Raw genomic sequence first — 22,380 nt, 5'->3', positions numbered from 1 at the left:
AACTTACACTAACAGCAAAATTTAACTTGATGGATACTACTAGCATATCTAATTTGCAACAGTTGGAATTAGCAACTGAGACAATTGCCGAAACAACAAATCAAAATCTGAAAACAAAACTTAATCCTCGCCAACAAAAGCATTTAGAAACATTAATTACTCGTTACAATCAACGCACAAAAATATCTAAGCAACTCGCGCAGAAATATCGTCCTGTTTTTGCCAATAACAGAGGTTCTGTCGGGTTTGATTTTCTTATAAAAGAAATGTTCTATCCGATTTTGACTGAACGTTCTTTAGGTTCCAGAATGTGGGATGTTGATGGTAATGAATATATAGACCTGACTGGTGGATATGGTATACATTTATGCGGTTATAATCCGCCATTTATCAAAAAAGCGATCGCAGATCAACTTGAATATGGTATCCAAAGCGGCGCACAAGCAGCACTTGCTGGTGAAGTTGCTGAGTTAATCTCGGAACTGACGGGGATGGAACGGGTAGCTTTTTGTAGTGTAGGCACAGAAGCAATGATGTTAGCCCTACGCATAGCCAGAGCAGCCACAAATCGTCATAAGATTGCTTTATTTTCTGGTTCTTATCATGGTATTTTTGATGGAACTTTAGTGAAAGCAGAAGCAACAGATGGCAGTCCTAAAGGGATTCCAGAGTATCCAGGAATAACACCAAATACTGCTGAAGATGTTTTGGTTTTAGAGTATGGAAGTCCTGAGTCGTTAGAGATAATTAAAAACTATAAGCAAGAATTGGCCGCTGTTCTGGTAGAACCTGTACAACAACACCGACTCGGCTTTCAACCCCAAGCCTTTATTCAGCAACTACGCCAATTGACTCAAACATTAAAAATACCGTTAATCTTTGACGAAATGAATACTGGCTTCCGCATTCATCCAGGTGGCGCACAAGCATGGTTTGGAGTTGAAGCCGACATTGCAACCTACGGAAAAATAGTTGGTGGTGGTATGCCTTTAGCAGTAGTCGCTGGTAAAGCTGCTTATATGGATACCATTGATGGCGGTATGTGGAATTATGGTGATATGTCTTCTCCAGATGTACCAGCTACGTGGTCTGGAACTAGTTATTGTAGACATTCTCTTTCTCTAGCTGCTGCGCGTGCTTTATTGCAATATTTAAAAATGCAAGGGGTCAGTCTACAAGAACAGTTAAACCAACGGACATCGCAATTTGTAGAAAGGCTAAATGCTTACTTTGAATTAGAAAAACTTCCCATCTATCTGTCAAATTTTGGCTCGTTTTTCAATGCTAATTTTTCTGAAACTTCTCTTTTACTAACAGAGCCTTCATTTCCAATTGGGCTAAGGCTCATATTTAATCACATGATTGATAGAGGAGTTCTCATGCCAAAAGGTGATGGCTTTTTGTCTACAGCCCATACAGCAGAAGATGTTGATTTTATTATTCAGGCTGTTCAAGATAGTGTCAGAGAATTGCAAGCAGGTGGTTTTTTACTTAGTTAGTTTTTAACAAACTCTATAGACGAGAAAAACAAAATGAATCAGACAAATTCAGAAGATACAACAATTTATAAGGTTGTGGTTAACCATGAAGAACAATATTCTATTTGGCCTGCTGATAGAGAAAATGCCCTTGGGTGGCGAGATGCAGGTAAAAGTGGACTCAAATCAGAATGTCTGGAATATATCAAGGAAGTTTGGACTGATATGAGACCTCTGAGTTTAAGGAAAAAAATGGAGGAATAGGCTCAACAGCTAATTCAACTTGTAATGAAGACAAATATATCAAGTTACAATTCTTGGATAATTTGCCCTAAGCCAAATCCTTTAGCAGATTTGCGTTTATTTTGCTTTCCTTATGCGGGTGGTAGTTCTTTACTATTTCGCAGTTGGGCTGATTATTTACCTCCGTTGATCGAAGTTTGCGCGATTGAACTTCCAGGTCGAGGTAGGCAAATAAAATTGCCGCTATGTAATAATATGGATGTGCTTGTAGATGCGATCGCCTCCATCATACACCCCTATTTAGACAAACCATTCGCCTTTTTTGGTCACAGTATGGGTGGCTTGATTAGCTTTGAATTAGCGCGACTACTTCGCAAAAAGTATCATCTTCTCCCAGTCCACTTATTTATCTCTGGTCGTCACGCCCCGCAAATCCCCGACTCATACCCGGCAATTCATAACCTCCCGGAAGCAGATTTTATCGCAGAAATACGTCATCTCAACGGGACACCGCCAGCTGTATTAGAGAATTCTGAACTAATGCAATTATTTCAGCCGATTTTACGTGCTGATTTTGCTGTTTTAGAAACTTATATTTATACTCCTGAACCACCTTTAGCATGTCCCATTAGTGTGTTTGGCGGATTACAAGATGCGGAAGTGAGTTGTGACGAATTACAAGCATGGCAAGAACAAACAACGACTAATTTTAGTTTAGATATGTTTCCTGGTGATCACTTTTTTCTGCATTCTGCCCAATCTATGTTATTAGCAAGTTTAGCTAAATATTTATCAGCACAAATTAACCAAAATCTCACATTCAAACTCTAATGTTTTCCTTTGTCAAAAATAAACCACCGTACCCTATTCAGTTGCACAAAATATCACGCAGATTCTTACCTTTTCTACTCGGAATTACTTTCATTTTAGTTGTTAGTAGTCAAAGTATTAGTTCTGTACCCAAAACCACAGAAATTCTGTGGGATAGCTACGGCATACCGCATATATATGGAAATAACACTCCCAATGCTTTTCAAGCTTTTGGATGGGCGCAGATGCAAAGTCACGGAAACTTGCTGTTGCACCTCTACGGTCAAGCCAGGGGAAAAGCTGCACAATATTGGGGAGAAGATTATCTCGAATCAGATAAATGGGTACTGACAATGGGTGTACCCAAACGGGCTAGTGCTTGGTATGCAGCCCAAAGTCCGGCATTTCGTAGTTATCTCAAAGCTTTTGCTAATGGAATTAATACCTATGCCAAAAAGCATCCCGATTTAATTGACGATGAAGTCAAAGTAGTATTACCAGTCACGCCAGAGGATGTACTTAGTCACTTACAAAGACTACTGCTGTTTACTTTTGTCGTCGATCCAGGACGGATAGCTGATATAACTCATACTAAGTCTGCGCTAGGTTCTAATGGTTGGGCGATCGCACCAAAACGGTCAGCCAGTGGTAAAGCAATGCTGTTAGCCAATCCCCACTTACCTTGGGGCGATTTATTTTTATGGTACGAAGCCCAAATTACTGCCCCAGGTATTGATGCTTATGGGGCAACATTGGTTGGTATCCCGGTTTTAGCGATCGCCTTCAACGATAATTTAGGTTGGACTCACACAGTCAATACTCATGACGGTTGGGATAGCTACGAACTCAAATTACAAAAAGATGGCTATCTTTTTGATGGCAAAGTTCGCCCCTTTGAAACAACAAACTTTTCCTTAAAAATTAAGCAAAAAAATGGCGCTTTCCGAGAGCAAATCTTCTCCGTCCAAAATTCTCTTCATGGCCCTGTAGTTAGCGCTAACAAAGGTAAAGCTTTAGCACTGCGCGTCGTTGGTCAAAACAGTCCAGGCGTTTTAGAACAGTGGTGGGATATGGCCAGTTCCCAAAATATCACCCAATTTCAGAAAGCATTGCAACGCTTACAGTTACCTATGTTTACTGTTATGTATGCCGACCGTGAAGGCCATATTATGCACCTATTCAACGGTCTAGTCCCTGTACGTCAACAAGGAGACTTTGCCTACTGGCAAAACACTATTCCTGGTGATACCTCGAAAACTCTCTGGACTAAAATGCACCCATATCGAGATTTGCCAAAAGTGATTGATCCCCCTAGTGGTTGGTTACAAAATACCAATGACCCACCTTGGACTACCACTTTTCCTATTGCCATCAAAGCCGACAATTATCCATCCTATATGGCACCACGGGGGCCAATGGATTTCCGGGCGCAGCGTTCTGCCAGAATGTTAGCTGAAGATGAAAGTATTTCCTTCGAGGAAATGATTGCCTACAAGCATTCAACCCAAATGGAACTAGCAGACAGAATTCTGGATGATTTGATTCCTGCTGCTCAAAACCAAGAAAATCAATTAGCACGCCGTGCTGCTGAAGTACTGACAAAATGGGATCGTAAAGCCGATGCAAATAGCCGAGGTGCTGTACTATTTAACTCTTGGGTGGACAACCTCGATGTAAATACAGCATTTAGTATTCCTTGGAATGAAAAATCTCCCCGCACGACACCGGATGGTTTAGCTGATCCTGAAAGTGCAGTCAAAACACTAGCAAATGTCGCCGCCAAAATAGAGCAGACCTATGGCACTCTAGATATTGCTTGGGGTGACGTTTTCCGATTACGGTCTGACAATGTAGACTTACCTGCTAATGGAGGTAATGGAGAAAAAGGTGTCTTTCGCGTACTCACTTTCGCCCCAACAGAGGATGGACGCTTTCAAGCAGTTCATGGAGATTCTTACGTTGCTGCGGTGGAGTTTTCCCAACCAGTCAAAGCCAAGGCACTCACTAGCTATGGTAATGCTACTCAACCGAATTCACCTCATGCTGGCGATCAATTGCAATTATTTGCCCGCCAGGAATTGCGTCCTATTTGGCGTAACCGACAAGAAATTACAGCCCACTTAGAAGAGCGTACAGTCTTCTAATTTTATACCTTGTGATTAACTACAGATGCACACAACTAATTTTGTTTTTAAACGCAAAGTGGTGCTGAGGTTGGCGCGGAGTAACACTAAGGTTTGAAGGCAAAATGTGTGTATTTGTGGTATTTGAGTTTTTATGTCTGATGATCTTGATGTTGTTTGGATTAGTTATAGTCCTGCATTACAGCGTTTCGATAAACCCTTACTACAATACATCTGGCAATATGCAAATGTGGCTGAGTGGAAATATCGCTTTGGTAAGGATGAAGGTAGTTCGATTGATGAGGATTGACAAGATATTAAACAGGTATTTCGATAATAAACTCTGTACCTTCACCCAAAATAGAATTACAACTCAATTTGCCACCGTGGGTTTTTTCGACTATTTGTCTGGCTATAGCTAACCCTAAACCCGTACCTTTTCCCACAGGTTTAGTAGTATATAAATGGTCAAATATTTTTTGTTTAACTTCTTCATTCATCCCCTTACCATTATCAGTAATTGATATTTTCACTTGGTTATCATTAACTGATGTAGTAATGTTAATGAGGTTAGGATTAGCTCGAATTTCCTCAAAACTGTATCCTTGATTTGATTCATCTAAAGCATCAATAGCATTTGCTAAGATATTCATAAATACCTGATTTAACTGACCAGGAAAACATTTTATTGAAGGTAACTCACTGTAGTTAGTGATAACTTCAACAGCGGGACGTTGCTCATTAGCTTTGAGACGATGTTTCAAAATTAAAATTGTGCTATCAATGCCTTCATGGATATTAAATGGTACTTTGTAATCTTTATCAGCACGGGAGAAGGTGCGGAGACTAGTGCTGATATTTTTCAGCCTGTCACAGGCTATATTCATAGAATCAATCATTTTTGGTAAATCTTCCAAGGTATATTCCAAATCAATATTTTCGGCGTGGGTGAGAATTTTATTGCTCTTGTCTGGGAAAGTTTCTTGATAGATTTTTAAATGTTCAACAATATCAGCAATAGTAGGTTGAGCTTGTTGCAAACTGGCAGCAATAAATCCTAAAGGATTATTCATTTCATGGGCTACTCCAGCAACTAAATTACCTAATGCAGACATCTTTTCACTTTGCACGATTTGTAATTGGGCGTTTTGCAAATTGTGCAATGCTTGTTCTAACTCTTGGGCATATTGCTGCGATCGCTCATATAATCGCGCATTTTCCAGAGAAATTGCAGCTTGAGCGCAGAGTAAATTGAGTAGTTCTATGCGATCGCTCGTAAACGCCCCTGTAACTAATCTATTTTCTAGATATAAAATGCCCAGCAACTTCCCTTGATGCAAAATCGGATTACATAAAATACTCTTGGGCTGCTCACGGATGATATAAGGGTCACTAGCTAAGATCGGATTAAGCGCCGCATCTATTAGCACCGCAGTTCGCTTCTCATTTTTGACTTTGTAAATCAGCTTCAGGGGAATGTCTTGGCTGTCCTCAATAGGAAGACACTGCAACACAACTGGCTCAGAACCTACGACAATTAATCCTTTGATCAGTAGGTGATTGTCTTGGGTGTCTTGTAGAGAATCATCTTGCAACAGCATCAACACACATTTATCAGCCCCCGCATTTTCAATAACAATATGCAACAAAGATGCAAGTAGTTTTTTGAGTTCGATTTCCCTAGAAAGGCTTTGAGAGGCTTTAAGAATGGTAGCTAAATCTAGAGAATCGGAGATGCTAGTAGAAGAATTTGTGGAAGTATGAGTTCCCAAGGGAAAAACAGTTTCTTGAATTGAGAGGCAAGTACGAGTTTGTTGGAAGATAGAAGTCAGTAGTTGCGGGTAGCGTTGTTCTAAATCAACAACCTTGGCTTTTGCACCCCAACGGGCATAGCCGTAATAAGCTTCAATCATATAGCCTTGGGCGATGCGCTCTCTGCCCCCATCAAGGTAAAATTTAGCAGCTAGTTCGTTAGCTAAAGCTTCTTCTTGAATATATGCGTTAGCTTTAGCCCCAGCAATGGCGCGATCGTACCAATCTGCTGCTTCATAATTTTTGCCTAATACTCGACATTTTTCCGCTTCCACCAAATCAACTTTATGTTGATAATTCATCGGAGCATAATGCGCCCAGTGTTGTTTTAGCTGAGTTTGGTTCTGTTCTATCCGTTGAAGGACTTCGGCTGTTTCTTCCGATTCACCACTCAAAACTGCTAAAGCAGTCAAAGAATCATAAAAATAAAACGTAGGTTCATATACTAGTCCTTGAGCAGCGATTAAGTAGCGACTGCACTCAACCACATGATTTTGAGCTTGTTCAATTTCTCCAAACAAAAAGCAGAGCATGAGTTTGTATGAATAGAAGACAAACAACTCACTTACGTCATTATCAGATATGATTTGCGGCAGAAGTTCCGTCTCTTGTACAGCTTCCCCAGACAAAATACAAGGATTTTCCCCAAAACCCAGCAAATTTAATGCAGATTGCCAAGAAAGCCGACAATGATTAGCTAGTCCCACTTGATTCAGCTGCATCAACCCATTGTAGTAAGCACGAGCATTCTCCTCCAAGGTAGCCAGCGGTTGATTACACCAAAAAGCAGCATTACAAAAGGTACGTGCATGATATCCCGCAAACTTTGTACTACCAACTTCTAAACCAGTCACGTAACCTTCTTGCAACAGTGGGAGGATATCTTTGATGTGAGATTTGCGGTGCAGGATAAAACCTCCTAACACTAAAAGCACCTCTGGCTTAATAGCTTTAGCGTCAAATTTTGAGATGATTTGTAGGGATAATTGAGCAAATTCTGTGGCTGCCTCTACATCTTTTAAAAGATTGCAGAGAATGAAGCCATAGTTAGCATAAGCAAATGCAGAAATGATTGTATTTCCATGTTGAATGGATAATTTGACTGACAATGCAATCAGTAATGGACACAAAATAGAACCGGAGTTGTAAGCTGGTGGGATGAGAGCATAGGCAATCTGGATAATTGCCAAGATTTGCCGATCTGTCATGACAGGCAAATCAAATAAATCGGCAATTTTTCTATCTTTTATTAGTTCACTAATCTCTTGAATTGAGTGTTGAATATCTACCGGTGTTGGTGATTCGGCAAATATTACCCCAAGCTGTTGCAGGAGTTTTTGTCCAATATCTAGGGATTCAATTGGCTTATTTTGAAAAACATAAGATTGGATTTTAATACAGTAGACATTGACTTTTTCTAGCAAAGATTTTGCCTGGATAATCACGCTATCAATCAACTGTTCCATTACCTCAAATTCGCCGCATAAAGAAGCAATCTCTGCTGCTAAGTCATGGAAGGCAAGTGTTATTTCATATTGTTGCTGCCAGGCTTTTTCCCCTAACAGAGATAATCCAACTGCGGCATATTCACCCGCAGCTTGATAGGCGGTGGAACTTTTAGCTTTGCGACAAGCAATTAAATTAAGTTCTGCTAATTCATCCCGTTGGATTTGTTGGGTAATTAAAGCAATTCCATGATTTAATTGATAGACTATTTCAAAAATTCGTTCTTCTCTTGCTGCTAGGTCAATTTTTTGCAACAGCAGTCGTCCAATTTGATAGTGTGTTGTCTGTTTTTGCTCATGGGGAATCAGTAAATAGGCAGCTTGTTGGACGCGATCGTGTAAAAATTTATATTTAGCTAATTGTTTGTTGATATTTGACAACCCTAATGGCTGATTATCTTCTCCTTGATAAAATTTATAAACATCACTAATTGGTAAAATCAATCCTTCTTGCAACGCTCCCCATAAATTCGTCGCTGTTTCAACTTCTGATTGTTCTAGAACAATTGCCAAAGTTGCTAAATCAAACTGATTGCCAATACAAGCTGCTAACTGCAATATATATTGAGTCGCTGGCAGTAGTTTTCGCAATTGAAAAACCATAAAAGTTACAATATCATCTGTAACTGCTTGAGTTTTTACTTGTGCAATATCACATTGCCAACAGCCTAAATCCAAATTAAATTTAATGATATTTTCTTGATGTAATGCCTTAAGAAACTGGGTGGCAAAAAATGGATTACCTTGAGTCTTTTGATAAATTAATGCAGAAATATCCCAGGCTAAATTTTTTGGGCATTTAATTGTATCCGCAACTAAATAGTTTATTTGTAATTGGCTTAAGGGTGTTAAATTAATGGTTTGGATTGTTGCTGATGTTTTTTGAATTTCACTCAAAGTTAATAGTAGTATATGACCAGAACGAACTTCGTTATCACGATAAGCACCAATGATCAACAGACGACCTGTATCAGCCATTAATATCTGAATTAATTTCAGCGATGCGGAATCTACCCATTGCAAATCATCTAAGAATATTACTAAGGGCTGTTCAGCGCTGGTAAAGACTTGAGTGAATTTTTGGAACAATAAATTAAAGCGATTTTGGGCGGCTATTCCTGATAAATCTATGGCTGGTGGTTGTTGACCAATAATGATTTCTAGTTCAGGAATAACATCTATAATTACTTGCCCATTTTCGCCAACAGCTTCTAATATTTTGTGTTTCCATTGCTGAATTTTTATGTCACTTTCTGTTAACAATTGCCCAATTAAATCGCGGAATGCTTGGACAAAAGCACTGAAGGGAATATTGCGATTAAATTGGTCATATTTACCTTTAATAAAATAACCCTGTTGGCGCACAATTGGTTTATGCACTTCGTTGACAATTGCAGTTTTCCCAATCCCTGAAAAACCAGCTACCAGTATCATTTCTGTTGCGCCAGTGCTAACTCGCTCAAATGCTTGAAGTAAAGTTTCTACCTCAGCTTCTCTACCATATAGTTTATCAGGGATGATAAAGCGATCGCACACATCCCTACTAGCAATCTCAAAACTTTGAATTTCACCAGTTTCTCTTAATTGAATTAAACATTTTTCTAAATCAAATTTCAATCCTAATGCACTCTGATACCTATCTTCAGCATTCTTCGCCATCAATTTCATCACAATCTCAGAAATAACCTGGGGAATCTCTTCTCTGTTCCCCAATAGCGCAGGCATTTTTGCAATGTGACAATGTACTAACTCCATTGCATCATTAGATGAAAATGGTAACTCATCTGTGAGTAACTCAAAAAAAGTTACACCCAGGGAATAAAAATCAGTACGATAGTCAATTCCCCGATTCATTCTCCCGGTTTGTTCAGGAGAAATATAAGCCAGTGTTCCTTCTAATACATTGGGATTAACTAAGATTTGAGTTTCTCGTGGTAGAAGTGATGCAATACTAAAATCAATTAATTTAATTTCTTTGGTTACGGGATTAATTAAAATATTGCTAGGTTTAATATCTTTATGAATAATGCGATTTTGATAGAGAATATCTAAGGTATTGCAGAGTGCGATCGCAATTTCTAAAAATTCCTTGAGAAATAGTGAGTTTTTCTCTACTCCCCACTTTTTGAGAGAAATTCCCCCAAAGTCTTCCATGACCAATATATAACCATTTTGGCAAGATTCTAGACTATAAGTTTGAATAATTCCAGGATAATTGAGATTTTTGGCAATAGTATACTGATTGCGGAATTGGACAAGTTCGCTAAAGCTGGGATAAGAATTTTTCAGGAGTTTGATAACAACAGGTAGGTTATCAATTTTTCTAACTGCTCGGTAAACTACAGTTCTCAACCCATCATAAATTTGCTCATTAACTATATATCCGGGAATATTTACTTGAGTGTTAATCATAACTATTTTCAGACTGAAAGCGGTTTTGTTTAGTATTCCCAGATATCAGCAAAAAAATAGTTTAAAATTAAAAATGTTTACATAGGGATTTTAAGAAAATTATTAAACATGATGTAATTAACTTAAGCAATAAACTAGTAAAATTACCCCAATGACAACACAAGACGCACGACAATATGCCCCAGCCACAGAGCGCAATCGTGAACCAATTCTCGAAGTACTTTTAAAAGTATTGCCTAGGAGTGGTACAGTCTTGGAAATTGCCAGCGGGACAGGCGAACACGCAGTCTATTTTGCATCCAAATTCAAAAATTGTATGTGGCTGCCAACAGATGTTAGCCCCCAAGCCAGAGCCAGTATAGCTGCCTGGACTGAACATTATCAATGTCAAAATGTTTATCCACCCCTAGAGCTTGATGTCAAAGAACCAGTTTGGGTAGTAGAGAAAGAAACAGCAAGCAACTGGCTAAATACTTCACCAATTACGGCGATCGTCAATATTAATATGATTCACATTTCACCGTGGTCAGCTTGTTTAGGACTAGTGGCAGGTGCAGGTCGCATCTTACCTGTAGGTGGTATTTTCTACTTGTATGGGCCTTTTAAACAAGGCGGAGAACATACAGCCCCAAGTAATGCAGCTTTTGATGAATATTTACGCGCCCAAAATCCAGAATGGGGTGTGCGTAACTTAGAGGATGTCATAGCCACCGCTAGAACAGAAAATCTCGTCGTGAAGCAAATTGACAAAATGCCAGCAAATAATCTCTCGGTAGTTTTTGAACGAACTGAGAATGTAACTGTTGGGTGATGTCTGCAAACCGCCTTGAGTAGTAACGTCACTCAGTTTAAAAAAGCCAAAAATAGGTAAGCACCAGAGTCACCACAGTTAACGGTAGTCCAAATCGCAAATGCTCACCAAATGTCAGCTGATATCCTTTCTTCGCAACTGCCTCCGCTACAATCAAATTGGCTACAGAACCCAACAGCGTCAAATTGCCTGCCAATGTGGAAGCCGCCGCCAGTAGTAGCCAAGTTTGGGTGTTGGGATGGGGAATGAGGTGATGTAGCAGCAGTACCGCCGGCACATTAGATACCAAATTTGACAACAATACTGTTACTCCCAGAATACTCAAGGGATCGTTAACAAAACGGGTAAACGATTCTAGAAAACCCAGTTTCTGTACACCCTCGGTAAGGATAAATAGCCCACAAAACATCAGTAGCAAATCCCAGTCTACTTTTTGCAAAGTTCGCTCTGGCTTGATACGGCGTGTTACTAGTAATAGTCCGGCAGCAATTAGAGTAGCCTCCGCAGTGGGAATTCCCAACAAAAACGCTACTAACAATCCAGTAGTAATTAGCAGACTCTTGGCTAACAAAGGTTTAAAGATGCGGTAGCGTGGTGGTTCTACTTTCAAATAAGGACGTAGCGATCGCACCTCTGGATACAACCACCATAACCAACCTACTTGGATTACCAAACTTATGAAAGCTAGTGGTGTCAAAGCTTTGGCAAATTCTAAATAACTAATCCCAGAAAAGGAACCAATTAAAATATTCTGCGGATTGCCGCTGAGGGTAGCGACAGAACCAAGATTTGTTGCGCCAGCCAATGCTAACAGGTAGGGAATAGGGTTGAGATTGAGTAATTGAGTGATGCCGACTACCAGGGGTGTGAGGATCAGGGCGATCGTATCATTGAGAAACAGCGCTGAAAGCAAGCCGCTACCAAAAGTTAGGCCGATTAATAACCCGAATGGACTGTGGATATAACGGATAGTGTAATCAACAGCTAACTGGAAAAAACCCGAAGCTGCGAGATTAGCGCTAATGATCATCATGCCGAACAAGAAGACGAGGGTTTTATAGTCAATAGCACTCCACGCCGCAGATAGATCAAGTAATCCCAATGCCATCAACAACGCTGCACCCACAAGGGCGATGGTGGCACGATTCATCCGCAGTCCGGGTAAATAGCCCATTCCTAAACCAATGTAAGTCAGCAAAATTACCAAGTACCGCAGAACTACCATCGCCTACTCTCCAACTTTAGCTAACTTAAGATATAGATTAAGTTTCTGGCATAAAGAACCAGAATAAAGCTAAAGCAGGGGTGGCGATCGCCATCATATTCAAAAAGTCAGCCAATTTCATTTGATTGTGCTGTCTACCAATAAAATTAAAACTGCCCTGGCGGATAACCAGAGCAGAATTGAGAGAAGGAAAGATAGATTTAAGAAGGGGAATTTTAGAGCTTTATTCCCTGTTTACACATAGTAAATTTGCTATGTAATTAGATACATCTTCAGTTCTATGCTTTCCGGTAAGACAGCAAAAAATTTTTGGGTTCGTTCTAAGCAGCAGCTATTTGTCTCACTTTTGTGCAACTGGTGCAAGTATTTGGTCGATCGCAGCCAGTATATCTGCATCTAACTTCACTCCTGATGCAGCAGCGTTATCAACAACTTGTTCTGGACGACTAGCACCAATAATTGCTGAAGACACACGCTCATCTCGCAATATCCAAGCCAGTGCCAATTGTGGCATACTCAAACCCAAGTCTTGAGCAATTGATTTGAGTTTTTGTACTGCGGTGAGAGTGCGATCGTTAAATAACTCCTCCCGCAAAAACGAATTCATCTTGTCGTTTGCAGCGCGAGAATCTTGCGGTGGCGCTTGTTCTGGCTGATATTTACCTGTAAGTACACCTTGAGCTAACGGCGACCAAACAATCTGACTAATACCATTAGCAGCACACAAGGAAAATACTTGTGCTTCCGGTTTGCGCCACAGCATAGAATATTGCGGCTGGCTGGAAACAAAGCGTTCAACATCAGTTAAATTGAGTGCTGCTTGGATTTGTTCTGGACTCCACTCGCTAAAGCCAATGTAACGCGCTTTTCCCTGACGCACTACCTCAGTCAGGGCTGTCATTGTTTCTTCTAACGGTGTATTTGTATCGTAACGATGGCATTGGTACAGGTCAACGTAATCGGTACGCAGTCGCTGTAAGGAAGCATCAATTTGTTTGCGGATTTGGGCTGCTGAAAGTCCTCTATCAGTAGCTGACATTGGAAAAAAGACTTTGGTTGCTAAGATATATGATGAACGCTCAATTCCTTGCAATACTTCTCCCAAAAAGGATTCCGCTCCACCATTTGCGTAAACATTGGCAGTATCAATAAAGTTAATTCCAACGTCAAAAGCTTTGTGAATACAAGCCTCGGCATTTTGCTGTTCTACACCACCCCCATAAGTTAACCAGGAACCGAGACTAATTTCGGAAACGCGCAACTCACTGTTTCCTAATTGTCTGTATTTCATTTGGATGTCTTGTTTTACGGAAGTTTGCATCTTGTTTAATCCCCGAAAAGGGATTTTTAGCGTATTTACAAACTTTGTCTTAAGCCGCCAGAGCTTTCCTCATTCAAATTGCAGATATTTTGTCTATCTAAATATGCCTATGAGCAGTGAGAATATTACAAGGTTTGTTGATGAGGTCTAAACTACACCTTACTTCTTGGCTATATCGGCTATGATGGCGAAAAAATCCAGCTATGCAGCACCGCAATTTACAGTTCCTATTTGTGTTAATAGCTCCATTTGTAGCGATCGCAGTTATTAACACACCCTTCATCCCCAGTTGGCAAACTGCTCAAGGGTCGATTTTTTTGAGAATTTGGTTACTAGCTATGGGAATAGGTATTATATTTTTAAAAAAGCATCTTCAATTATGATTAATCTCAATAATGCTGGGGTCATTCAAAATCACACTATATACAGAAATGATTAATGTATTTGAGTAATTTTTGCCGAATAAATATGCCAGATCCTTTGCATGAGAGTTGAACCGGGAATATCATTAATACGCCGCAAGGTATAACTACCTTTAAAATGCTTCACTTTTCCATTCACAGTTTTAGAGGTAATAGTAACAGGAATTTCTATATAAGATGAACCTGCTGCTCCATCTAACCTCCCAGGTTCTCCAATATTCACTTTGACAGAAAGTGTATCCTTAAACCCTTGGCTAAATTGCTCAAAAGATTGTTGACTAGCGGCACCATTATTTGACCAGTCTAAATAAGCACTTTTATAGTCTTGATGATTAATAGCGTTGTAATAGTGACGAATCACTTGAACAGCTTGTTTTTGGCTGTCTTGAGTTGTCATAGAAGCAGACACTTGCAGCGGAAATACTTGAGTGTTTTTATAACTTTGAGTCTCCTCTGCAATATCCTGTTGATTATTGTTAGTAAAGCTTACAGCCTTGCTAACATCAAAAGAGGGTTTTTTTTCAGTTTGTTGACTAATCGATGCACTACAAGCTGTCATCGTTATAGATACTAAACCTATAAGCAATAATGATTGATATTGCTTGGTGTGGTTGATATTTCTCTCAACTATGGAAGATATGCTCATGGTTAATAAACCTAATTACTGAGTTAGAGGTCTTTATTTATTGAGACGCATACAATTTAATTGTTGTTCTTTCATCAGGTTGAATAATATATAAAATGCGCTCAGGCAAAGATACAGCTTTTAAGAACAAAGCCATATTATCAAGGCTTTTCCAGCTTTTCAACCTTCATCCTCATGTTTATCCAGTAATATTAATGACTGGATACCAACCTGAGTCCTAGTACACCAGCCAAAATTAAGCCAATGCAAATAAAACGCTTTACAGAAGCAGGTTCACCAAATAAAATTACCCCTAACAAAGCCGTACCCATTGCCCCTATTCCAGTCCAAACAGCATAAGCAGTACCTACTGGTAGTGTGCGTAGCGCTATCAATAAAAAGAAAAAGCTCAACATCATACAAACAACTGTGGGAATACTGAAAACCAGCTTCGTAAAGCCTTGGGAATATTTCAGCCCAATAGCCCAGACAATTTCTAATAAACCTGCAACCACCAGATACACCCATGCCATTGTTGATTCTCCTGTACCTTCAGCAATTACAAATGTCACTTTACTTAATGATGTTTTCTTATAAAAAATATTAATAAATATTACAGCGGCTGAATATACATTGCTTTGATAGCGATCGCAGAGTCGTAGTAAACTAATAGTAAATATTTGGATAAACACCAGTTTTGCTAATTCTGTAACATCGTTATTTGCAGCAAATAAGTTTATCTATAAATATTCATAAATAAAGAATAACCGCTAACTGCAAAAATAAAAAAGATAATTGCCGAGAAAATTACTACATCTCTAACTATAAACAATATCCAGCTTTTTTTAAGCTCTTGTTTAAACTGAAGTTCTCGTAGCTGGCGATTAAGTTCGGCATCGGCTGGAGACTGTTTGTTTATTACTGATATTACTAAGGGATTTTGTCCTTTACTAGCAATGATTTGGGATAAATCTTTCACATCTGTCATGCTATTAGATGCCCACAATTTGAGTTTCTAGGTTATCCTGATCATCTACAATCCAAAGATGTTTGCCTTTTTGCTTGGCTTCTAAACCTACTTCTAAGAGTGCGATCGCTTTTAGTAGTACCTCCACATGATCTCCATGTAGCTGCTGTGCAAGATTATTGATGGTTTCGTACAATTCTGGTGATAATTCTAACTCTATTTGAATTCGTTGCGGTTGATTTTGTGCAGCCATTCCTGTAAATACTCTGCAAAAGGAGGTTTTTTTGGTACTTGCAGTCATAGCGATCGCTATGCCTATTGATGAGTCAAGATAATTATCAGCGACAACCAAATGTCAATCTCTATAGATTATGCCGACTTAACACTCAGTGTTAAATACAGCAGCCTTGTCTCAACAACAATTATTTATCTCTAACTACTTATTATACTGACAATTAAAGCACCAACTTACCCTATGATATAGAAGTCATTTTTCATTGGTTCTTACTTCTCAAAGCGTCAACAATAATTTCTGAAGACAAGTTGCTACTGTTTTGCTATAGAGACACTAACCTCAACACAAAGGCTGACGCTCTTAATGTTGCCACAAATTTGCTAATTCTCTCGCTAATCGGTCTGCACTTGATATTATCTCACCCTCAATCAATCTTGTCTGATTGGTAATTCACCTACGAGCATTTCTGGAAGTTAGTAATGAAGAAATTAATTAAAGGTCTGCGTGAATTTAAATCTAGCTATTTTTCGACGCACCAAGAACTGTTTGAGCAACTCTCTCATGGTCAAAAACCTAGGGTATTATTTATCACTTGTTCCGATTCACGTCTTGACCCAAATTTAATTACACAAGCTCAGGTAGGTGAATTATTCGTGATTCGCAATGCAGGCAATATTATTCCACCCTATGGGGCAACTAATGGCGGTGAAGGTGCCACTATTGAATATGCAGTAGAAGCTTTAGGAATTCAGCAAATTATTGTCTGTGGCCACTCTCATTGCGGCGCGATGAAAGGACTAATGAAATTACAAGGTCTGAGGGAGGATTTGCCACTTGTTTATGATTGGCTCAAATATGCAGAAGCGACTCGTAGGCTAGTTTTAGACCACTACAGTCACTACCAGTCTGAAGAACTGTTAGAGATTATGATTGCCGAAAATGTTCTAACTCAAATTGAAAATTTACGGACTTATCCTGTAATTCACTCCAAGCTTTACCAAGGTCAACTTAAAATTTATGCTTGGATTTATCAAATTGAGTCAGGAGAAGTTTTAGCATACGATCCCGATAAACACGCCTATGTCTTACCTCAAAGTCAGCTGACCGAATCAGACACAGAAGATCCCATCCTCAATCAATTTCCAAATTGCGATATGGCAATTCGTTCTCCTCAAAACCAAGGAGTAGCATCTGAAAACTTCCCGATACCCCGTCTTTCTCCAGAGCAAAGAGAGCGAATTTACCGCGGTTCAAATCATTCAAATTAATCAAGGCTGGCAGATATAGCGGAATTCAGAATCCAAAAGTAAAACAGCCAATTCTGGATTGTGGCTTCTATCAGTATATTTTTTGGCAGCAGCGCAGCCAGCAGAAGATGTTGCAGCGATCGCGATCTTAACCCACAGCTAATCTCTAAAGAAATGGCGATCGCTCATGCAACAGCACAATTGAACCAATTACCAGAAATTTCACAAGCAAATTATTCAATGGGTGAATTACTACGGTTGTTCCAGCAGAAAGTTTGACACCGGAATTATCTGTAGCAATAGTAATTAAATTATACCCTCTCCCAACACAGCATTCACTACCATCTCAATAACTCACTCACATCATTGATTTTTTATATTGCAGTTATCTGGTAATAGAAAAATTATGGCATTTTTTCAGTGTGTACATACTTTTTATGTTCAAGGGAATAGTAGTAATTTTAACAAACCTTACTTAAGTAATGAATAACAAATTTTACTCAATCTTCAACGATAAACCACTGACATCAAAAGAGACTAAAGAGAAAATTAAATATAGATGCAACAAAATGCAGAACACCATTATTTTCGTTATCCAAAAAGCCAGGGACTCTGACTGATTTTTTATGCGGATATTAATTTACTCATACAACTACTATCCAGAACCAATTGGTATTGCCCCGTTGATGACGGAATTAGCAGAAGGACTGGTCAAGCGTGGGCATGAAGTGCGGGTCATCACTGCTATGCCAAACTACCCTGAACGCCAAATTTACGAGGATTATCGGGGCAAATTTTACCTTAATGAGTACAAAAATGGTGTTCAAATCCAACGTAGCTATGTTTGGATTCGGCCACAACCGAATCTGTTAGATCGGATAATGCTAGATGCTAGTTTTGTTGTGACAAGTTTTTTGCCTGCTTTACTTGGCTGGCGACCAGATGTAATTCTCTCAACGTCACCATCTTTACCTGTATGCGTACCTGCGGCTTTGCTGGGATGGTTACGCGCTTGTCCGGTAGTACTCAATCTTCAAGACATCTTACCAGAAGCAGCCGTTCATGTAGGCTTACTGAAAAATAAATTTCTCATCAAAGTATTTGCCGCATTAGAAAAATTTGCTTACCATTCCGCCTCAAAAATTAGCGTTATCGCTGATGGATTTGTCGAAAATTTGCTGTCCAAGGGTGTAGAGGCAGATAAAATAGAGCAAATTCCTAACTGGGTTGATGTCAATTTCATTCGCCCTTTACCTAAAGAAAACAATCCGTTCCGTAATACACACAATCTTAATGGTAAGTTTGTAGTCCAATATTCTGGAAACATTGCGTTAACTCAAGGTTTAGAAACAGTAATTCAAGCTGCCGCTGCATTACGTGATATTACAGACATAGCGTTTGTGATTGTTGGTGAAGCAAAAGGTTTACAACGATTGCAGCAATATTGTTTAGAATGTGGTGCAGATAATGTGTTGCTACTGCCATTTCAACCGCGTGCAGAATTACCACAGATGTTAGCTGCGGCTGACGTTGGTTTAGTCGTACAGAAAAAGAATGTGATATCTTTCAATATGCCGTCCAAAATCCAAGTTTTGCTGGCCAGTGGTCGGGCATTAATCGCCTCTGTACCTGAAACTGGCACCGCAGCAAGAGCCATCAGACAAAGTGGTGGCGGAGTTATCGTTCCACCAGAAGATGCCCAAGCTTTAGCAGCAGCTGTTTTAGAACTTTATAAACACCCAGAAAAAGTGAAAACTCTGGGCTATAACAGCCGTCAATATGCTATGGAGCAATATGCTTTTGAGCAAGCCTTAAATCACTATGAGGCTTTGTTTGAATCAGTAACCTCTGATAACCAAGTAATGGCAGCGAAAGTAGTTTCAAAACAAGAAGTGTAGTTAAAAATACGCTGACTACGGTCAAAAGTCAATTATGGCTCATCAGAAAAGTCTGCGTTGAAAAACTTACTATCTTTCATACGCTTGAATGAAGACTGGCAAATATCATGGGTGCTTTAGTTTAATCGATGATTTCAAGCGCACAACAGCCAAATATGCTATGTGAACAAGCTGAGTTTGATGATGATTAAGTAGGGGCAGAATCGTTCCGACTCATACTTTAGGCAGAATATTTGAGATCTGCCGATTTTAATGGAGAAATTATTCGCTACAATTCTTGGTAAAAATTTACTGCTTGATTAATGAGGCCACTTTAGCTACTAGCTATTTGGGCTGATTTTTAGTTGCAATCCACACAGTCAATTGTGAACTAACTACATTAACAGGCGTTTTTTTGTTAGTATTCAAAAAAACAGTTGTTGTTCAATTGTTGTTGGTGAGTAATTATAAAATAAAAGGGATCAAGCACCTGAGGTTTAATGTCTGATTATATCCAAGGAAATCTCCCATTACAATCTGTGTCGGAGAAAAATAGTCCACTCAAAAGCCTAGATACAGGTATGAAAGATTTGAGTGGGCAATTAGCTATGACTGTTGCTGAAGCAGCATCAGACCGCAAAGCAGGAGATATTTTGGTACTAAGGGTAGCCGATGTATCTTACCTAGCAGATTATTTTGTGATGATGACGGGCTACTCTAGGGTGCAAGTCAGGGCGATCGCCCAAGCCATAGAAGATAAAGTAGAGACTGAATGGCAACGTCCTCCCTTACGCACAGAAGGCAAAGCTGAAGGAAGTTGGGTGTTGCAAGATTACGGCGATGTGATCGTTCACATCATGATGCCTAAAGAACGGGAGTTTTATAATTTAGAAGCGTTCTGGGTGAATGCAGAACGTATTGCCGTTCCAGAAGCTGATGAGGGTGGGGGTAAGCCAATATGATGAGGTCTTCGGTTTCCAATTGCCCGGTTCCCACAGACCAACAACCACTTAATGAGTACGAAGAATTAAAAACTGCCTGGCTATTTCGTGATTGCACTTTAAATTGGCGGGAATACATCACGAATATTGCTTGGATTTGGGGTTATTCCTGGTTAGTCTCCGGGCCAGTAGCCGCAGCCAGCTTTCCACCACAAAAATATATTGCTCATTTTTTCCTCTGTGGAACTGCGGGGGCAAGTCTGGGTGTAGTTTTTGTATTAGTGCGTATGTACTTAGGCTGGCGTTATATCCGCGATCGCCTCTACAGCAAGACTGTATTTTATGAAGAGTCAGGCTGGTATGATGGTCAAACCTGGGTAAAACCTCAAGAAGTTTTAACTCGCGATCGCTTGATTGTGACCTATGAAATCAAGCCGATTCTGCAACGGTTACAATTTACCTTTGCTGGCTTGGCGGGAATGTACCTAATTGGTACTATAGTTTGGCATTTGTTTTAAATAGTCATTGGTCATTAGTCCTTGGTCAAGAGTAAAAAACAAATGGCATAGTGACAAATAATAAAAAGAGATAAATTTTAACCCATGACAATGGGAAAACGAACTCAAGCCACAGTACTGGAAGTCCGGCTACTACGGGAAGGCATCATAGAATCGCGGCATATAGTCCAAGCTGTTGTATGCGATGATAGGGGACGAGTTTTGTCCGTTGCTGGTAACGCTGAAACGGCCACATTTGTCCGTTCAGCGCTCAAGCCCTTTCAAGCACTAGCTGTCACTACCACCGGCACACTAGAACGCTATGATCTGAGCGATCGCGATTTAGCAATTATTGCCAGTTCTCATAAAGGCACAATAGAGCAAGTCAGACAGGTATTTAACATCCTTTGGCGTGCCGATGTTGATCCAACGGCTTTGCAATGCCCGATTCCTCAAGGTAAAAGCAGTCCGCTGCAATATAATTGCTCTGGTAAACATGCTGGAATGTTAGCAGTTTGCCAGCAACGCCATTGGCCTTTAAATAACTACTTAGACCGTAAGCACCCCATACAGCAGTTAATTTTAGGCAAAGTCGCAGAGTTGTTGCGAATGCCAGCTGAAGAATTTATCAGCGCTCATGATGACTGCGGTGTACCTACCTATCTCATGCAACTAGGTCAAATGGCATCTTTGTATGCTCTACTAGCAGCTAGTAGCAATTTGGATATGGAGCGCATTATTCGTGCTATGACTCATCATCCTGTCTTGGTTGCAGGAGATGGAGAATTTGATACTGAATTGATGCGTTTAGCTCCTGGAGAAGTAGTCAGTAAAGCTGGTGCAGAAGGCGTGCAGTGCATCGGTAGACTAGGTGAAGGTATGGGATTAGCAATCAAAGTTATGGATGGAGCAAAACGCGCTAAATATGCCGTAGCTATTCACCTACTGCAACAAATGGGTTGGATTAGCCCCAGTGCCGCAGAAACCCTCGCAGAAAAGTTTATGACCTTCGGGAAATACACGCGTTTAGAGGTTGTTGGAGAATTATCGCTGTTATAGTTGTCAAACTCTAGACTTTGGGTTATACTAGAAAAGTCAAGAGCGACGCGGGATAGAGCAGCCTGGTAGCTCGTCGGGCTCATAACCCGAAGGTCAGTGGTTCAAATCCACTTCCCGCCACCAAATAAAAAAACCCTGTAGAATTAAAAAACTACAGGGTTTTTTTGTTTCAATATTTGTCAATGGAGATAAAGCTGGTGATATACCAGAGTCAGCAATCGTTATTTATGCTCTCAAGTGTAGTTAGGAAGTTTTAAGAGCAGTTGGCGATCGCCAACCTGACGATTTAGTATTTGACGTAGGGGAAACTTAACTAAAATCTATGTTAAATATGCTGGGTTAGATGAGTCTTCTCTTCTGGTAAGCTAATCGTCATTTAAATTGCATCATTTTCATGGCAATAAAAGCTGCAAACCCTCTCCCTTGCTCCCTACCCCCTTGCGGCCTCAATGTGCAAACTAAATGCTTAACAGCTTAATGGCGTTATAGATAACTGTCATACGAAAACGGCTAATGGTTCGAGAAGCATACAAGCAAACCGACTTTGATTTTGCTGTAGTTTATGTAGAGCATCTTCCCGGTAGATATGTTCATAGGATATGGTAACGAAATCCACCTTGTTGAAGCTGAAAAACGACAGTGTAAACCTCGTTCTGCACACGTGATGCTTGAAATCCAATCTTACAAGCAACCGTAAGTAAAGAAAATTGTGTACCTTCGCTTGTCTGATTCGGAAAGCAAGGTTTTGATCTATTCTGAATCCCCACGCG

General features: G+C 39.8%; 20 protein-coding genes and 1 tRNA gene. 14 read left to right on the top strand and 7 right to left on the bottom strand.

Annotated features, from left to right (window positions below; translation table 11 throughout):
• The first annotated feature begins 29 nt into the window (after positions 1-29).
• The 5 genes from AC504W_RS12695 to AC504W_RS12675 all read left to right on the top strand — a co-directional run bounded on the left by AC504W_RS12695 (position 30) and on the right by AC504W_RS12675 (position 4,964).
• Positions 30-1,499, top strand: coding sequence for an aspartate aminotransferase family protein (locus AC504W_RS12695; protein WP_494878051.1), 1,470 nt, complete (start codon positions 30-32; stop codon positions 1,497-1,499).
• Positions 1,500-1,532: 33 nt separating this feature from the next.
• Positions 1,533-1,742, top strand: a complete 210-nt coding sequence (locus tag AC504W_RS12690) for an MbtH family protein (protein WP_096576670.1) — start codon at positions 1,533-1,535, stop codon at positions 1,740-1,742.
• Positions 1,743-1,766: 24 nt separating this feature from the next.
• Positions 1,767-2,552, top strand: a complete 786-nt coding sequence (locus tag AC504W_RS12685) for a thioesterase II family protein (RefSeq protein WP_494878049.1) — start codon at positions 1,767-1,769, stop codon at positions 2,550-2,552.
• The gene (locus AC504W_RS12680) at positions 2,552-4,675 is read left to right on the top strand and encodes an acylase (protein WP_494878048.1); all 2,124 of its coding nucleotides are present in this window, start codon (positions 2,552-2,554) and stop codon (positions 4,673-4,675) included. Before AC504W_RS12685 ends, AC504W_RS12680 begins: the two co-directional genes overlap by 1 nt.
• A gap of 133 nt (positions 4,676-4,808) precedes the next feature.
• Positions 4,809-4,964 carry a hypothetical protein gene (locus AC504W_RS12675; protein WP_494878047.1) on the top strand — a complete coding sequence of 52 codons (156 nt, stop codon included), beginning with the start codon at positions 4,809-4,811 and terminating at the stop codon, positions 4,962-4,964.
• A gap of 7 nt (positions 4,965-4,971) precedes the next feature.
• Here AC504W_RS12675 and AC504W_RS12670 read toward each other — a convergent pair whose 3' ends face one another.
• Positions 4,972-10,383 (bottom strand): trifunctional serine/threonine-protein kinase/ATP-binding protein/sensor histidine kinase, encoded by a 5,412-nt coding sequence (locus AC504W_RS12670; protein ID WP_494878045.1) that lies wholly within the window; start codon positions 10,381-10,383, stop codon positions 4,972-4,974.
• Positions 10,384-10,534: 151 nt separating this feature from the next.
• Between AC504W_RS12670 and AC504W_RS12665 the strand changes: the two genes are divergently transcribed.
• Positions 10,535-11,194, top strand: a complete 660-nt coding sequence (locus AC504W_RS12665) for a DUF938 domain-containing protein (protein WP_494878044.1) — start codon at positions 10,535-10,537, stop codon at positions 11,192-11,194.
• A gap of 37 nt (positions 11,195-11,231) precedes the next feature.
• Here AC504W_RS12665 and AC504W_RS12660 read toward each other — a convergent pair whose 3' ends face one another.
• Both AC504W_RS12660 and AC504W_RS12655 read right to left on the bottom strand, forming a co-directional pair.
• On the bottom strand, positions 11,232-12,419 hold the full coding sequence (locus tag AC504W_RS12660) for an anion transporter (RefSeq protein WP_494878043.1): 1,188 nt from the start codon (positions 12,417-12,419) through the stop codon (positions 11,232-11,234).
• Positions 12,420-12,759: 340 nt separating this feature from the next.
• Complete coding sequence (locus tag AC504W_RS12655) at positions 12,760-13,740, bottom strand: aldo/keto reductase family protein (RefSeq protein WP_494878042.1); 981 nt, start codon at positions 13,738-13,740, stop codon at positions 12,760-12,762.
• Positions 13,741-13,943: 203 nt separating this feature from the next.
• Here AC504W_RS12655 and AC504W_RS12650 point away from each other — a divergent pair, with 203 nt between their 5' ends.
• Positions 13,944-14,123 carry a hypothetical protein gene (locus AC504W_RS12650; RefSeq protein WP_494878041.1) on the top strand — a complete coding sequence of 60 codons (180 nt, stop codon included), beginning with the start codon at positions 13,944-13,946 and terminating at the stop codon, positions 14,121-14,123.
• Positions 14,124-14,175: 52 nt separating this feature from the next.
• Here the strand turns inward: AC504W_RS12650 and AC504W_RS12645 are convergent, their stop codons facing one another.
• The 4 genes from AC504W_RS12645 to AC504W_RS12630 all read right to left on the bottom strand — a co-directional run bounded on the left by AC504W_RS12645 (position 14,176) and on the right by AC504W_RS12630 (position 16,007).
• Positions 14,176-14,808 carry a hypothetical protein gene (locus tag AC504W_RS12645; protein WP_494878039.1) on the bottom strand — a complete coding sequence of 211 codons (633 nt, stop codon included), beginning with the start codon at positions 14,806-14,808 and terminating at the stop codon, positions 14,176-14,178.
• Positions 14,809-14,999: 191 nt separating this feature from the next.
• Positions 15,000-15,479, bottom strand: a complete 480-nt coding sequence (sugE, locus tag AC504W_RS12640) for a quaternary ammonium compound efflux SMR transporter SugE (RefSeq protein WP_494878037.1) — start codon at positions 15,477-15,479, stop codon at positions 15,000-15,002.
• Between the two features lie 44 nt (positions 15,480-15,523).
• On the bottom strand, positions 15,524-15,775 hold the full coding sequence (locus AC504W_RS12635) for a hypothetical protein (RefSeq protein WP_494878035.1): 252 nt from the start codon (positions 15,773-15,775) through the stop codon (positions 15,524-15,526).
• A gap of 4 nt (positions 15,776-15,779) precedes the next feature.
• Entirely contained in the window at positions 15,780-16,007 is a 228-nt protein-coding gene (locus AC504W_RS12630) for a DNA-binding protein (RefSeq protein WP_494879637.1), read from the bottom strand.
• A 461-nt stretch (positions 16,008-16,468) separates the two neighbouring features.
• Between AC504W_RS12630 and AC504W_RS12625 the strand changes: the two genes are divergently transcribed.
• The 7 genes from AC504W_RS12625 (at position 16,469) to AC504W_RS12595 (ending at position 21,733) form a co-directional block, all read left to right on the top strand.
• A complete protein-coding gene (locus AC504W_RS12625; RefSeq protein ID WP_494878031.1) occupies positions 16,469-17,257 on the top strand; it encodes a carbonic anhydrase in 789 nt (262 codons plus the stop codon).
• A gap of 60 nt (positions 17,258-17,317) precedes the next feature.
• Entirely contained in the window at positions 17,318-17,515 is a 198-nt protein-coding gene (locus tag AC504W_RS12620; RefSeq protein WP_494878029.1) for a hypothetical protein, read from the top strand.
• A 347-nt stretch (positions 17,516-17,862) separates the two neighbouring features.
• Positions 17,863-19,134 carry a glycosyltransferase family 4 protein gene (locus AC504W_RS12615; protein WP_494879635.1) on the top strand — a complete coding sequence of 424 codons (1,272 nt, stop codon included), beginning with the start codon at positions 17,863-17,865 and terminating at the stop codon, positions 19,132-19,134.
• A gap of 479 nt (positions 19,135-19,613) precedes the next feature.
• A complete protein-coding gene (gene rsfS, locus AC504W_RS12610) occupies positions 19,614-20,075 on the top strand; it encodes a ribosome silencing factor (protein WP_494878025.1) in 462 nt (153 codons plus the stop codon).
• On the top strand, positions 20,072-20,572 hold the full coding sequence (locus tag AC504W_RS12605; protein WP_494878023.1) for a CGLD27 family protein: 501 nt from the start codon (positions 20,072-20,074) through the stop codon (positions 20,570-20,572). Before rsfS ends, AC504W_RS12605 begins: the two co-directional genes overlap by 4 nt.
• 84 nt (positions 20,573-20,656) lie before the next feature.
• Complete coding sequence (locus AC504W_RS12600; protein WP_494878021.1) at positions 20,657-21,610, top strand: asparaginase; 954 nt, start codon at positions 20,657-20,659, stop codon at positions 21,608-21,610.
• A 46-nt stretch (positions 21,611-21,656) separates the two neighbouring features.
• A tRNA-Met gene (locus AC504W_RS12595) sits at positions 21,657-21,733 on the top strand.
• The last annotated feature ends 647 nt before the right edge of the window (positions 21,734-22,380 follow it).

This window comes from Nostoc sp. C96, from assembly GCF_059384975.1.
Note: the sequence above shows the minus strand (reverse complement) of the source record. Positions and strands in the feature narration are given on the sequence as shown.

Coding starts and splice junctions, on each gene's coding strand:
- AC504W_RS12695 (WP_494878051.1), top strand. CDS start 30: ATGGATACTACTAGCATATCTAATTTGCAACAGTTGGAATTAGCAACT.
- AC504W_RS12690 (WP_096576670.1), top strand. CDS start 1,533: ATGAATCAGACAAATTCAGAAGATACAACAATTTATAAGGTTGTGGTT.
- AC504W_RS12685 (WP_494878049.1), top strand. CDS start 1,767: ATGAAGACAAATATATCAAGTTACAATTCTTGGATAATTTGCCCTAAG.
- AC504W_RS12680 (WP_494878048.1), top strand. CDS start 2,552: ATGTTTTCCTTTGTCAAAAATAAACCACCGTACCCTATTCAGTTGCAC.
- AC504W_RS12675 (WP_494878047.1), top strand. CDS start 4,809: ATGTCTGATGATCTTGATGTTGTTTGGATTAGTTATAGTCCTGCATTA.
- AC504W_RS12670 (WP_494878045.1), bottom strand. CDS start 10,383: ATGATTAACACTCAAGTAAATATTCCCGGATATATAGTTAATGAGCAA.
- AC504W_RS12665 (WP_494878044.1), top strand. CDS start 10,535: ATGACAACACAAGACGCACGACAATATGCCCCAGCCACAGAGCGCAAT.
- AC504W_RS12660 (WP_494878043.1), bottom strand. CDS start 12,419: ATGGTAGTTCTGCGGTACTTGGTAATTTTGCTGACTTACATTGGTTTA.
- AC504W_RS12655 (WP_494878042.1), bottom strand. CDS start 13,740: ATGCAAACTTCCGTAAAACAAGACATCCAAATGAAATACAGACAATTA.
- AC504W_RS12650 (WP_494878041.1), top strand. CDS start 13,944: ATGCAGCACCGCAATTTACAGTTCCTATTTGTGTTAATAGCTCCATTT.
- AC504W_RS12645 (WP_494878039.1), bottom strand. CDS start 14,808: ATGAGCATATCTTCCATAGTTGAGAGAAATATCAACCACACCAAGCAA.
- AC504W_RS12635 (WP_494878035.1), bottom strand. CDS start 15,775: ATGACAGATGTGAAAGATTTATCCCAAATCATTGCTAGTAAAGGACAA.
- AC504W_RS12630 (WP_494879637.1), bottom strand. CDS start 16,007: ATGGCTGCACAAAATCAACCGCAACGAATTCAAATAGAGTTAGAATTA.
- AC504W_RS12625 (WP_494878031.1), top strand. CDS start 16,469: ATGAAGAAATTAATTAAAGGTCTGCGTGAATTTAAATCTAGCTATTTT.
- AC504W_RS12615 (WP_494879635.1), top strand. CDS start 17,863: ATGCGGATATTAATTTACTCATACAACTACTATCCAGAACCAATTGGT.
- rsfS (WP_494878025.1), top strand. CDS start 19,614: ATGTCTGATTATATCCAAGGAAATCTCCCATTACAATCTGTGTCGGAG.
- AC504W_RS12605 (WP_494878023.1), top strand. CDS start 20,072: ATGATGAGGTCTTCGGTTTCCAATTGCCCGGTTCCCACAGACCAACAA.
- AC504W_RS12600 (WP_494878021.1), top strand. CDS start 20,657: ATGACAATGGGAAAACGAACTCAAGCCACAGTACTGGAAGTCCGGCTA.